The 12,569-nt window shown below is 33.7% G+C and carries 11 protein-coding genes; 6 read left to right on the forward strand and 5 right to left on the reverse strand.

The genetic code is table 11. From position 1 onward, the window contains the following. Window positions 1-126: 126 nt before the first annotated feature. The 3 genes from pheT to BMX53_RS04700 form a co-directional block, all read right to left on the reverse strand. Window positions 127-2,562, reverse strand: a complete 2,436-nt coding sequence (gene pheT, locus BMX53_RS04690; protein WP_074744850.1) for a phenylalanine--tRNA ligase subunit beta — start codon at window positions 2,560-2,562, stop codon at window positions 127-129. A 101-nt stretch (window positions 2,563-2,663) separates the two neighbouring features. Continuing rightward, window positions 2,664-3,077, reverse strand: coding sequence for a thiol-disulfide oxidoreductase DCC family protein (locus BMX53_RS04695; RefSeq protein ID WP_063175805.1), 414 nt, complete (start codon window positions 3,075-3,077; stop codon window positions 2,664-2,666). Continuing rightward, on the reverse strand, window positions 3,077-5,251 hold the full coding sequence (locus tag BMX53_RS04700; protein WP_074744852.1) for an endonuclease MutS2: 2,175 nt from the start codon (window positions 5,249-5,251) through the stop codon (window positions 3,077-3,079). The genes BMX53_RS04695 and BMX53_RS04700 overlap by 1 nt, the downstream gene beginning before the upstream one ends. Window positions 5,252-5,570: 319 nt before the next feature. Here BMX53_RS04700 and BMX53_RS04705 point away from each other — a divergent pair, with 319 nt between their 5' ends. From BMX53_RS04705 to BMX53_RS04715, 3 genes are all read left to right on the forward strand, one after another. Then, complete coding sequence (locus BMX53_RS04705; RefSeq protein WP_074745066.1) at window positions 5,571-6,122, forward strand: Crp/Fnr family transcriptional regulator; 552 nt, start codon at window positions 5,571-5,573, stop codon at window positions 6,120-6,122. 261 nt (window positions 6,123-6,383) lie between these two features. Next, complete coding sequence (locus BMX53_RS04710) at window positions 6,384-6,782, forward strand: DUF3995 domain-containing protein (RefSeq protein WP_074744854.1); 399 nt, start codon at window positions 6,384-6,386, stop codon at window positions 6,780-6,782. 126 nt (window positions 6,783-6,908) lie between these two features. Next, on the forward strand, window positions 6,909-8,174 hold the full coding sequence (locus BMX53_RS04715; RefSeq protein ID WP_038987950.1) for an acetyl-CoA hydrolase/transferase family protein: 1,266 nt from the start codon (window positions 6,909-6,911) through the stop codon (window positions 8,172-8,174). Window positions 8,175-8,465: 291 nt separating this feature from the next. Here the strand turns inward: BMX53_RS04715 and BMX53_RS04720 are convergent, their stop codons facing one another. Beyond that, the gene (locus BMX53_RS04720) at window positions 8,466-9,914 is read right to left on the reverse strand and encodes a nicotinate-nucleotide adenylyltransferase (RefSeq protein ID WP_038988483.1); all 1,449 of its coding nucleotides are present in this window, start codon (window positions 9,912-9,914) and stop codon (window positions 8,466-8,468) included. 84 nt (window positions 9,915-9,998) lie between these two features. Between BMX53_RS04720 and BMX53_RS04725 the strand changes: the two genes are divergently transcribed. Genes BMX53_RS04725 through BMX53_RS04735 form a run of 3 tightly spaced genes read left to right on the forward strand, consistent with a single transcriptional unit; the run spans window position 9,999 to window position 11,836 of the window. Further along, entirely contained in the window at window positions 9,999-10,763 is a 765-nt protein-coding gene (locus BMX53_RS04725; RefSeq protein WP_074744856.1) for an MBL fold metallo-hydrolase, read from the forward strand. 13 nt (window positions 10,764-10,776) lie between these two features. After that, window positions 10,777-11,271, forward strand: a complete 495-nt coding sequence (locus BMX53_RS04730) for a hypothetical protein (RefSeq protein WP_038988485.1) — start codon at window positions 10,777-10,779, stop codon at window positions 11,269-11,271. Window positions 11,272-11,296: 25 nt separating this feature from the next. Continuing rightward, a complete protein-coding gene (locus BMX53_RS04735) occupies window positions 11,297-11,836 on the forward strand; it encodes a hypothetical protein (RefSeq protein WP_074744858.1) in 540 nt (179 codons plus the stop codon). Between the two features lie 76 nt (window positions 11,837-11,912). Here the strand turns inward: BMX53_RS04735 and BMX53_RS04740 are convergent, their stop codons facing one another. Continuing rightward, the gene (locus BMX53_RS04740) at window positions 11,913-12,566 is read right to left on the reverse strand and encodes an alpha/beta hydrolase (RefSeq protein ID WP_074744860.1); all 654 of its coding nucleotides are present in this window, start codon (window positions 12,564-12,566) and stop codon (window positions 11,913-11,915) included. Window positions 12,567-12,569 lie beyond the last annotated feature (3 nt).

The following is a 12,569-nucleotide window of genomic DNA, read 5'->3' on the forward strand; positions in this document are numbered from 1 at the left end:
CAAATTTTAAATATATGAATCCTCATAAGATTGTGTAGGGTGTAGAGAAGAAGATATTAATCATAAAAAAAGCCTAGTTAGAATTTCTAACTAGGCTTTTTTAGGTTATACTATAAACGATTAGTATTATCTGATTTGAGCATTTACATTATTCTCTAATTGATATTGTATTTTGCTCATGATTTTATCTACTTGGCTATCTGTAAGCGTTTTTGTAGTGTCTTCCATGTGGATAGAGATAGCATATGATTTCTTCCCATCTTCAATCTTATCACCTTGGTACACATCAAATAAAGTAACGTCTTTAATGATAGCTTTATCTACTTGTTTAACGATGTTGTAAATCTCTTCGAAAGTAACAGCTTCATCGATTAATAAAGCATAATCACGTTTTACAGAAGGGAATTTGTTGATTTCAGTAAGTTTGATCTTAGCAGAAACTACTTTTAATACATTATCCCAGTTAAACTCAGCATAACAAACTTCTTGTTTGATATCAAAGTGTTTAGTAACATGTTTCTTAAGAATACCAAACTCCACGATAGCTTCTTTACCTACATAGTAAGCAATTCCTTCAGAGAATACATCAGACTCTATAGGTTGAGTACTTACTTTAGAAAGACCTAAACGAGCTAATATTCCGTTGATATACCCTTTAAATTCAAAGAAAGTAATAGGTTTTTGTACAGAGTTCCAGCTTGCTTTAGTAATATTACCTGTTGCAAAAACAGAAAGGCGTTTGTACTCCTCATAGTTGTTAAGCATTTTGTGGTAAGTCTTACCAAACTCAAAGAATTTTAGATCTCCACGTTTTCTATTGACATTGTATGCGATAGATTCTAAACCACCAAATAATAATGATTGTCTCATTACTGATAAGTCATAACTCAATGGGTTAAGAATATCCACTTGGAAGTTAGATTTAATATTTTCACTTAACTCAGTGTAAGCAGGAGTAGTCAATGAGTTATTCATAATCTCATGGAACCCTTGTGCTACTAACTGTTGAGCTACGATATTAGTTACTCTATGATCTTCAGTTCTAGAGCTGTTAGCAATAGTAGCGTTAAGTTTAGATGAGAAAGTAATGTTGTTAAATCCATATACTCTCAAGATCTCTTCGATAACGTCTATCTCTCTTGTTACGTCAGCACGGTAAGCAGGTACAGTAATACCAATTCCGATATCAGACATATTGTGAACCTTGATATCTAATGATACTAAGATTTTTTTGATTGTTTCTTTAGAGATTTCTTCTCCTAATAATCTTGTAATATTATTGAAGTTTAAGAATACAGAATGCTCTTCTACTTTCTTAGGGTATAGGTCAATAATATCAGAAGTAATCTCTCCACCAGCTACTTGTTGGATAAGTAAAGCTGCATGTTTAAGAGCATATTCTGTAATAGCAGGGTCAACACCTCTCTCAAAACGGAAAGATGAATCTGTATTAAGACCATGTCTCTTAGCTGCTTTTCTTACAGTAACAGGGTTAAAGTAAGCACTCTCTAAGAAGATTGTAGATGTATTTTCAGATACAGCAGATTTGCTACCTCCGAATACACCAGCGATACACATAGGTCCGTTCTCATCACAGATCATTAAATCATCTTGGTGTAATGTTCTTTCTACACCATCTAGAGTAACGAATTTAGTGCCAGCGTCAACTGTCTTAACGAATACTTTACCACCTTTAATCTTTGCAGCGTCAAAAGCGTGTAATGGTTGTCCTAAATCGTGTAATACGTAGTTAGTAACGTCTACGATATTGTTTTTAGGAGCGATACCGATTGCTTTTAATCTGTCTTGTAACCAGTCTGGAGAAGCTTTAACTTCAACACCAGAAATAGTTACACCACAGTAACGAGGTGCTTTTTTATAATCATCAACTACAACATCAATTTTTAATGTTCTTCTTTCAACTTTAAATTTGCTAACAGAAGGAGTGATTAATTCTTTGTGTTGAGTATCTTCTTTTGAATTTTGTAATAGACTAGCTCTAAGATCACGAGCTACTCCCCAGTGACTCATAGCATCTGAGCGGTTAGGAGTAAGACCGATTTCAAAAACTTCATCTGTAGTGATGTTAAATAGAGTAGCAGCAGGAGTACCTGGAGCCCATTTCTCATCTAATACTAAAATACCACTACCATCTGTACCTAGACCAAGTTCTACCTCAGAACAAATCATACCAAAGCTTTCTTCTCCACGAATTTTGCCTTTTTTGATTTGGAATGCATTTCCTTCTGCGTCAAAAAGTTCTGTTCCAATAGTAGCAACCGGTACTTTTTGCCCTGCAGCAACGTTCGGCGCACCACATACGATTTGTACTGGCTCACCTGTTCCTAAATCAACTTTTGTTACGTTTAATTTGTCTGCATTTGGATGTTTTGTACAAGATAATACGTGTCCAACAACAACTCCTCTTAGACCACCTTTAAGACTCTCGTATTGAGTAATACCTTCTACTTCTAGACCTAAGTCTGTTAAGATTTCTGAAGTTTCTTCCGATGTTATGTCTAATTTAATGAATTGTTTTAACCAATTGTATGAAATATGCATTCGAGAATATTTTTTTATAAGTACGCAAATATACGCATTGCCAAAGTTTAAGTGAAATTATTTATGATTAAAAAATCACAAATTAGCGTTAAGTGAAGAAATTATAGAAATTTCTGTTTAATATCCTCACTAGGTATCATACAGCTCTCTTTTTTGCCATACCATTTATAGCGATTTTTAGCGATATAGTCATACATCTTATCTGTTATACCTGTTGGTAAAACGGAGAAAATATTAACTAACGAGTAAAAACCACCTAGCTTTGAGGCAATCTGAAAAGCTGCTTTTGATTTTATATAATAGGCTATACCTGGTTCATATAGAACGATACTGTCTATTTTAGCTCTATCAATACCGATATAGTTCAATATCTCTTTTCCTTTATCAGAATCTAGAGAGACAAATCTGAACTGATCAGTATTATCAGCCTTAATGATCTTATTGACGGCATTGTCACATAAGTTACAAACACCGTCAAATAAGACTATCTTTTTGTTACGAGGTATATCTAACATTATTTTTTGCGTTCTACCATTTCTAATTGATCTAAACTCACCTTAGAAGTAAAGATACCATAATTAACAGTCGCTTTGTTTTTTTCTATCACATCTATTGTTCCAACAGAACGACCATCTATCATTCTCACACGGTCACCGACTTTAAGAGGGAAGTTCGTTTTCTTTTGAGCATCTTGTAGTTGTTTTTTCGCTTTTTCTTCTTTCTTTTCCTTGCGAATAACCTCTACTTTTTGTTCTACCTCTTTAAGAAGTTCTTGTTGCTTTATTTCTTTTTCTTTCTTCTCTTTTATCGTGATTTTTTGACGTTTAGAGTTTTCGATTTCTACTACTTTTAATACTTCACCAAATAAGGTTTTCTTACTCTTATTATTAAAGTATTTTTCAGATAAATCATCTAAACGCTGTCCTAAAGCTACTAAACGTTGATTAGAGTCAAATAACTCTTGGTAACGCTCCAGTTTATCTTGAATTTTAGCATTGATGGTTTCCATCTTTTTGCTTTCATCTCTAGCTTTAGTTTCTTCTTCTTTTAGATTCTGAGAAGTTCGTTCTAGTTTATGTCTTTCTTTTTGAAGGTTTGCAATAGTTTTATCAAAGCGCACTTTATCTCCTTCAACTTTTTTCTTCGCTCTATTGATTAGACTAAATGGAATACCATTTTTCTGAGCAACTTCAAAAGTAAATGAACTACCTGCCTGTCCCACGTTTAGTTTATACATCGGCTCTAGAGACTTTTCATCGAATAGCATATTTGCATTTGTAGCATTAGGCAGTTCGTTTGCTAGTATCTTAAGGTTAGTATAGTGAGTAGTGATAATACCATAAGCACCTCTATCATAAAGCTCTTCTAAGAAAACTTCTGCTAACGCACCTCCAAGCTCTGGATCAGATCCAGTACCGAATTCATCAATTAAGAACAGTGTGTTATCATTACATTTCTTTAAGAAGTAATTCATATTCTTAAGTCTGTAACTATACGTACTCAAGTGATTTTCGATAGACTGATTATCTCCTATATCTGTTAGTATTCTGTCAAATAAGAATGTTTTACTTCTTTCGTGGACAGGGATTAATAATCCTGATTGTAACATTAGTTGTAGTAATCCTATCGTTTTTAACGTAATACTCTTACCACCAGCATTAGGACCAGAGATAACGATAATTCTGCTATCATGTTCTAAAGTAATAGTCTGTGGATAAGTAGGTTTGTTCTTTTCTCTATTATTTAGCAATAGGATAGGGTGATATGCTTCTCTGAAGAACATCTCTCTTTCTTTACTAATCTCAGGCAAAAGACCATTGATCTTATTAGCATACTTCGCTTTACCAGCAGTAACATCTATATAAGTAAGAAAACTCTGATACTCCAGTAATAAGTCTCTGAATGGACGTATTACGTTGGTTAGGTTCTTTAATATACGCACTATCTCTTCGCGTTCTTCATATTCTAGATTGTTTAATTCTCTAGAATATCTCAATGTCGCTTCTGGCTCTATATATACGATACTTCCAGTCTTAGAAGTACCTAATACACTACCTTTGACCTTGCGTCTATGCATTGCGATAACGGCTAGTACACGTCTGTTCTCTACTACAGTCTCTCTGATATCATCTAGATATCCAGAACTGTTGTATTGTGTAAGAGCAGATCCAAAACTTTGATTGATTTTACCGCGAACTAAGTTGATGTTTTTGCGTATATTCAACAGGTCTAAAGAAGCATTATCTTTAATCTCTCCGTATTTATCGAGTACATTGTCTATTTCCTTTAAAATAGATTTCTCTAGAGGAGTTTGTTGTGCTTCAAAGTAAAGATTAGGATAGTACTCTTCGAATTTCTTTAGAAAAGAAATCAAAGTAATCGTTGTCTCTGTTAGCGTAGCTATTTTTTTAAAGCTACTGACTTCTAAGAAACTATTTTCGATCCCTAGGAATTTTAATTCGTAACCGATACTGTCAAAGTAGTGATTTGGGATAATATTATTATTCGTATAAGAAGAAACGTATTCAGAAGTCTGTCTCAGCGCTCGCATTGTTCCCTCTTCAGTTTTGAAAGGGCATATTTCCATAGCAGCTTCTTTACCAGCTTCTGTAGTACAAAGTGCTGATATTGTTTCTAATACTGTATTGAATTCTAAATCTTGTAATGTTTTTGTGTTTATTGATGTCATTTTATTAAAATGAGAATAAATACAAAAATAACATTATTTGAGTGAATTAGGGGCTTTTAATTTAGAACACTCTTATTTTTTATATAAACGGTTTTAGGTCAAACTAGGATATAAGTTAGTAGTAATTAAAAAAATATAGAGATATACTTTCACTTTTTTCCATTTTTCCCTAATACTTTCTTTTGTTCTGAAAAGTTCTACTTTGTTCTAGTGTTTAAGTGTATGTGATTGATAATTAGTATTTTTTATTTTTTAAAAGATATCTATGTATTATAGCAATGGATATTTTACATTTGAAGTAGTGCTAATTCAAGAAAAAATGAAAAGTAATAACTATGTACAGCAATTGTTGGAGGATTTGAAAGAGAGGGTAGTGGTAAAATCACTAACTAAAGGAGAAGAAATACTTAGCATAGGGCATGTGTGTGATTATGTTGGAATAGTACGCAATGGTAGCCTTCGTATGTATTATATAGATAGTGAAGGTAATGATGTCTCTTTTGGGTTTTATCTAGCAGGAGATATTTTTACGAATTATGAAGGAGTACTTACTGATGTTCCTTCTCAGATGATTATCGTAGCAATGGGTTATACAACAGTAGAATTAATCCGAAAAGAAGATTTGCTTAGCTATTATGATTCTTCTTTAGAGCACCAAAAACTTGGGAGACGTATGGCTGAGCTTATATTCATACAAGCTAAAAAGAGAATAGACTTCTTACTTTTCTTAACTCCAGAACAGCGATATCTACAATTGATGGAGATTTCTCCAGAAGTGTTTGATTGTATTCCACAGAAACACATCGCTAGCTATATAGGAGTGAAGCCACAATCTCTTTCTCGTATCCGAAAACGATTACAAGAGAAGTAGTATTCCTTAGACTCTGTATTAGTCCAATATAATCAGCTAGTCCTAAGTTTATAACATCAAGCATATTTAGTATGTTTTAGAAATTACAGCCTTGACTTTTTTTGTTACTTTTTGGTGTCAAGACAAAAAAGTAAAAGAATAAAATAGTTATAAGGTCAGTCATGTAATATTAAAATATATTATGAATCTAGGTTAACTTAAGTGAATGTTTTAATAACTCGAGTAAAGTAGTTTTGTGTTTAAATAATAAATATCAAAATCATGACTTTACTCGTATTCATAAAGATAGTTAATGCCTTAATTTTCTCTTTCTTATCAGGAGTACATATTTATTGGGCATTCGGAGGTAAATGGGCAGCAGAAAGTGTTTTACCTACTAAAGATGGAGTGAAGAAACTAAATCCTTCGCTAATCGGGACATTAGTAGTAGCGGCAGGTTTGGCATTGTTCGCATTCATTAGCGGAGCTGACCTAGTTCAGTATAAATGGGGGTATTTAGTACTCTCAATTCTATTCGGATTAAGAGCAATTGGAGACTTTAGGTATGTAGGCTTATTTAAAATAGTTAAAAATAGTGTATTTGCTAGGAAAGATACGGCAATCTTCATTCCTCTTTGTATTTATTTGTCACTTAGTAATGCATTTTTGTATTTCTGCTAAAAATCACTGATAATCGTTGATAACTGATATAAATCAGTTGATTAATGCTGATAATTTACGTATTTTGGAATTGTTATTAATAGACTAAAAACATCGTGTCTTTAGTCATTTTCAAATACTTTTAATATGAGATATGTATCGGCTTCAGAAGCGGCTAAAGTAGTAAAGTCAGGAGATAGAATTTATGTACATGCTGCAGCAGCTACCCCTAATATATTAACTAAAGCTATAAGTGATAGAGCAGAAGAACTACGAGATGTAGAGTTTTGTCATATTCACACAGAAGGAGCAGCTCCTTATTCTGATCCGGCGTTATCAGCTAGTTTTCATGTTAATTCTTTCTTTATTGGTAAGAATGTTAGACATACTATAGCAGCTGGTAATGGTTCTTATACTCCAGTGTTTTTAAGTGAGGTACCTAATCTGTTTAGAAAAGGCGCTTTAAAAGTAAATGTAGTTCTTATCCAAGTATCGCCACCAGATGAGCATGGATTCTGTTCATTAGGAACTTCTGTAGAAGCTACTGTAGCGGCTATGGAGAGTGCAGATACTATCATTGCTCAAGTGAACAACTTTATGCCACGTACTTTTGGAGATAGTATATTACATATCTCTAAGATAGATATGGCTGTAGAGCATCATACACCTATATATGCACAGAAGTTAGTTCAAGTAACAGACACAGAAGCAAAAATAGGGGATTATGTAGCAGAGCTAATTGATGATGAGAGTACGCTACAGATGGGGATAGGATCTATTCCTAATGCGGTGTTATCTAGATTAGGCAATCATAAGAATTTAGGGTTACATACAGAGATGTTCTCTGATGGAGTAATCGACTTAATAGAGAGTGGTGTGATTAACTGTTCTAAGAAAACAATAGCTAAAGGTAGAGCGTTAGCAACCTTCCTTATAGGATCTGAACGTTTGTATAAATTCGTAGATAACAATCCTTTTATTGTTATGAAAGAATCTAGCTATGTGAATGATACTTCTATCATTCGTCAAAATCCAAAAGTAGTAGCGATTAATTCAGCTCTAGAAGTGGACTTAACAGGGCAGATATGTGCCGACTCTCTAGGAGTACATATGTATTCAGGAGTAGGAGGGCAGATGGACTTCGTACGCGGAGCATCACTTAGTAAAGGAGGTAAGGCTATTATCGCACTGTCTTCTACAAGTAATAAAGGGCATAATCGTATTGTACCTTTCTTAAAACAGGGAGCTGGAGTAGTGACTACTCGTGCGCATGCTCAGTATATTGTTACAGAGTATGGTGTGGCAGATTTATATGGTAAGACTTTAAAACAACGTGTGGAAGCAATGGTTAATATTGCACATCCAGACTTTAGAGAAGAAATCTTGAAGACATATTATAATAGTATAAAGTAGTTGGTTATATTGAGACAAACCCAGATTCCACATTAGCCAAATACTACGAGCTAATTCTACTTTATATCTCTTTCACTTCTTCTAAAATCATATTATAGTATGCTTTTTTCATAAGTTTAGAGCTATTTTGTATAATTCACTCTCGTTAATTTGTCTATCGCGGAATATGGGTTAAAGGGGATTGCCCTTTGTGGTGAAGGGTAGTCTCTTTTGTTAGTACATCTGACACTTTTAAATTGTGAATAAATAGGAATGAAAAAGCCATTGCGATTAGCAATGGCTTTTTTGGTATTATTTTCGTTTATATCCGAATAATTCTTTCTCTTTAATGATTTTAGAAATACCTTCTGGTAGTTGTTCTTCCCATCCTTCTGTATTTTGTTGAAGAAGTTTAAGTACATCTCTAGAGAATATTTTTAAGTGATCCTTTTTGTAGTCTTCGATATCGATAATTTGCTCGTTTTTCTTAAAGTATTTGTACAAGTCTTTTAAATGTAATGATACCTTAAGGTTAGTAGAGTCAACGATTTCACCTTGGTCGCCAATCATTGGGTAAAGATAAATCTTCATTGTGTTTCTAAATAGCTTCCCTAGAGCTTCTAAGATACCACCAGTTAGATTAGTGTAGTATTTCTCTTCAAAAATGTTTAACAAGCTACTAACTCCCATAGCTAGAGCAATCTTCTGATCTGTGTATTTAGAGAAGTACTCTGTTAGTTTATAATACTCTTGATAGTTAGAGATCATTACAGTCTGTCCTAATGAACATAGTAAGTCTGCTCTTTCTAAGAAGTCTATCTCATCTAGACTACCTTCTGCTAGTAAGTTAGACAGTGTAATCTCAAAGACTACAGTTGTATTTTCTTTTGCAACATTATTCTTAGTTAAGAATTTGTCTAAAGATTTCTGGTACATGTCCATATTCACGACAGTAACTGGTCTAAAGCTACCTCTTAAGGCTAAGATATTTTGTTTATACAATACATTAGCAGCTAATTCACAACGGCCATTAGGGCTAAACATAACAGCGTCTGTCATCCCATTCTTAACTAATTGTAAGCTCATTAATCTGTTGTCTACCTTGTCAAATAAAGGTCCAGAGAAGTTGATACTATCGATTTCAATTTGGTCTTTATCTAAGTGGTCATATAGACTGTAGATGAGTTTTTTGGGATCATTGTGTTGGTAGAATGCTCCATATATAAGGTTAACTCCTAATATACCAAGAGTTTCTTGTTGTAGTTTAGAGTCTGTTTCCTTAAACTGTATGTGTAATACTATTTTATTATAAGGCTCACCAGAAGCAGATTGGAACATAATACCTACCCACCCGTGTCCTTTGTTCTTTTTAGCATAGTCAATAGTTGCTACTGTGTTAGCATAACTAAAGAAAGTTTTAGTAGGGTTCTCCGCGCGTATTAAACGCTCTTCAATCTTTTTGGTCTCATAATCAAGCATTTTGATTAATCGACTCTCTGTTACATAACGTCCATCTTCTTCTACAGAGTAAATAGCGTCACTAAATACTTTGTCATAAGCAGACATCGCTTTGGCTACAGTTCTAGACGAACCTCCAGCTCTAAAGAAGTGACGAACAGTTTCTTGTCCAGCACCAATCTCAGCAAATGTTCCGTAGATGTCATTGTTAAGGTTGATTTTAAGTGCTTTATCTGATATTGCAGGTTGGTGTTCTATGAATCTGTCACCACCTAATACTAAGTCTTCAGCAAAGTTTTTCATCTATTAGCTATTTTGAACAAACCTAACAAATATCGTGCAACAAAAAAAGATAAACCGTACTTTTGTGGAAAATTTAATGTCATTTTGGAAGTTTATTTTTTAGGAACAGGAACCTCTCAAGGTATTCCGATCGTAGGTATAGATCATCCAGTAGCTCACAGTATAGATTCACGTGATAAGAGATTGCGTACATCTATCTTGGTTAAGTGGGAGGATAGCACTTTTTTGGTGGATTGTGGACCTGATTTTCGACAGCAGATGTTGACGGCAGGTTGTACTAAGTTAGATGCTATTTTATATACACATGAGCATGCGGATCATATTGCAGGGCTTGATGAAATACGTCCATTGACATTTCTTCATGGGCCAATGCCTCTGTATGCTTCGGAGAGAGTGATGAGGGCATTAGAGAAGAGGTTTGATTATATATTCACTAAAGAGGACCGTTATCCAGGAGCTCCGAGTGTAGAGGAGTATATTGTTCAATCTGATGAAAGTTTTGAAATAAATGGCAAGACGATCGTTCCTTTGGATATCATGCATGGACCATTACCTATATTTGGTTATCGCTTTGGTGATCTGGTTTATATCACAGATGCAAAATATATCTCTGATAAAGAAATAGAAAAGATTAAGGGGTGTAAGGTGTTAATTGTAAATGCATTGCGTATTAAGGATCATCCTACTCATTTTAGCTTAGAAGAATCTTTGACATTTATAGATCAAATAAAACCAGAGAAAGCGTATCTAACCCATATAGCACAAGACTTAGGTTTTCATGAAGAAGTGCAGAATATACTGCCAAAAGATGTATATTTGGCCTACGACAATTTAAAAATCACTATTTAATTATTATTAGAATATGAAGCATAAAGCGTTCTTTTACTTGTTTCTTTTTGCATCTGTACTATTAGTATTGTTTTATGCAAACAATAAAAATATGTATAAGATGGAAGAGAAAAAGTTAGATATAGCTCATAAACGTATAGATATAGTACGAGATTCATTAAAACAAGCAACTAAAGAGTTTAATGAAGCAAATTACTTCTCTATCGAATACAACAATGACGCACAGGAATATTTTAATTATAAAAATATTGACCGCTCTTTAGCGTTAATTAAAGAAGAAATATTAGCTTTAAACCATCAAGAAAATGGTAATCCTCTTGTTCCTTATGGAGTTATGAATGGAAATAAGTGTATTATCAATAAAATAAAAATTCTTAATCACAGATGGATTGTTGCGGATTTTTATGCTGGAGATTTACATGGGGAAGTAATGATTAAGTATATTTATACAGAAGGGAAACCAACTGAATTTAAGACAATAGAGACAGTGTTATATACTGCACAATAATATTGATAACTTAATATAGTTAAATATGAAAATATCAAGAAGTTTGTTTGTTTTGTTGCTTTTGATGTTTGCTTCATGTGACTTTATTTTAAAGGATAAAGGGGAGCCTGAGATCGGAACAGTTGTTACAGATGGTAGTACTGAGATTGTAGTATTGGAAGATGATGAGGAAAGCAATGGATGTGCATACTCGGCAGGTTATAGATGGAGTAATATTCAAGAGGATTGCATTCGTATATTTGAAAAAGGATTTAGATTAAATCCGATAGGAGTGACAGGAGAGGAAGTAGAAGAGAATGAGATGGAGGACAACGATGTAAGTTGTTTTGTTATCTTTTCTACTGATAAAAAGAAAGCAGAGATCTTCTTGCCAAACCACAAGAAAGGACTAGTCTTAGATCAATCTAAAGATAAGCGTGTTTATACTAACTCTGGGTGGGAGTTAAGTCAAGAGAAAATGGAGCTGAAGAATAAAGGAGAGGTGGCATTTACAGCAGCTAAGACAATCGAATTGAAAGTTATAAATACCGATCAACCCATAGAGGAAGATGGTTATAATGAATAGGAGGTAAAACTCATTACATGAAAATAAAAAAGCTAGTAGTAGAACTACTAGCTTTTTTTATATCTATTAAGGACTCTTATTCTTCTAATAAGAAGTCTTTGAAATCTTTAAAGTTTAAAGGGTGTACGCCGTGACCTACTGGGTATTCCTTGTAAGTATGTGTTATATTAAGACTGTTTAATATAACTGGTGTTCTTCTTGCCCAATCAATAGGGATTACTTGATCTACTGTACCGTGAGAAGCAAATAATTTAAGTTTGTTTAAATCATTGTCTTTGTAGTTTGGTACAATGATGTTTTCGTTGAAATATCCGCTTAGAGCAACTACTTTATTAACCTTGTTAGGGTATGATAGCGCTATAGAGTAGCTAAGTATAGCTCCTTGGCTAAATCCTACTAGATTAACGTTATTAGCGTCTATAGGGTATTTTGCAAGTAATTCGTCTATAAAACGAACAATTAAGTCTCTTGACTCAATTGCTTGAGCATCGTCAGAGAATTTATTCGCATCAGCGTCAAATGTTATTGCATACCATGCATATCCATAAGGAGGTACAGTGTAAGGTGCACGAGCTGATATTACATAATAATCTTCTGGTAATTCAGGAGCAAAGGAGAACAAGTCTTCCTCGTTACTACCATACCCGTGTAATAAGATGATAACAGGGTTACTGTCCTTTATTATTTTAGGCTCTTGAATTAAATATGAAATTGAAAGTGATGTATCCATAAA

Source organism: Myroides marinus, assembly GCF_900109075.1.
Taxonomy (GTDB): domain Bacteria; phylum Bacteroidota; class Bacteroidia; order Flavobacteriales; family Flavobacteriaceae; genus Flavobacterium; species Flavobacterium marinum_A.

Excerpts from the sequence above, each read along its gene's own strand:
- pheT (WP_074744850.1), bottom strand. The coding sequence starts at position 2,562 with ATGCATATTTCATACAATTGGTTAAAACAATTCATTAAATTAGACATA.
- BMX53_RS04695 (WP_063175805.1), bottom strand. The coding sequence starts at position 3,077 with ATGTTAGATATACCTCGTAACAAAAAGATAGTCTTATTTGACGGTGTT.
- BMX53_RS04700 (WP_074744852.1), bottom strand. The coding sequence starts at position 5,251 with ATGACATCAATAAACACAAAAACATTACAAGATTTAGAATTCAATACA.
- BMX53_RS04705 (WP_074745066.1), top strand. The coding sequence starts at position 5,571 with ATGAAAAGTAATAACTATGTACAGCAATTGTTGGAGGATTTGAAAGAG.
- BMX53_RS04710 (WP_074744854.1), top strand. The coding sequence starts at position 6,384 with ATGACTTTACTCGTATTCATAAAGATAGTTAATGCCTTAATTTTCTCT.
- BMX53_RS04715 (WP_038987950.1), top strand. The coding sequence starts at position 6,909 with ATGAGATATGTATCGGCTTCAGAAGCGGCTAAAGTAGTAAAGTCAGGA.
- BMX53_RS04720 (WP_038988483.1), bottom strand. The coding sequence starts at position 9,914 with ATGAAAAACTTTGCTGAAGACTTAGTATTAGGTGGTGACAGATTCATA.
- BMX53_RS04730 (WP_038988485.1), top strand. The coding sequence starts at position 10,777 with ATGAAGCATAAAGCGTTCTTTTACTTGTTTCTTTTTGCATCTGTACTA.
- BMX53_RS04735 (WP_074744858.1), top strand. The coding sequence starts at position 11,297 with ATGAAAATATCAAGAAGTTTGTTTGTTTTGTTGCTTTTGATGTTTGCT.
- BMX53_RS04740 (WP_074744860.1), bottom strand. The coding sequence starts at position 12,566 with ATGGATACATCACTTTCAATTTCATATTTAATTCAAGAGCCTAAAATA.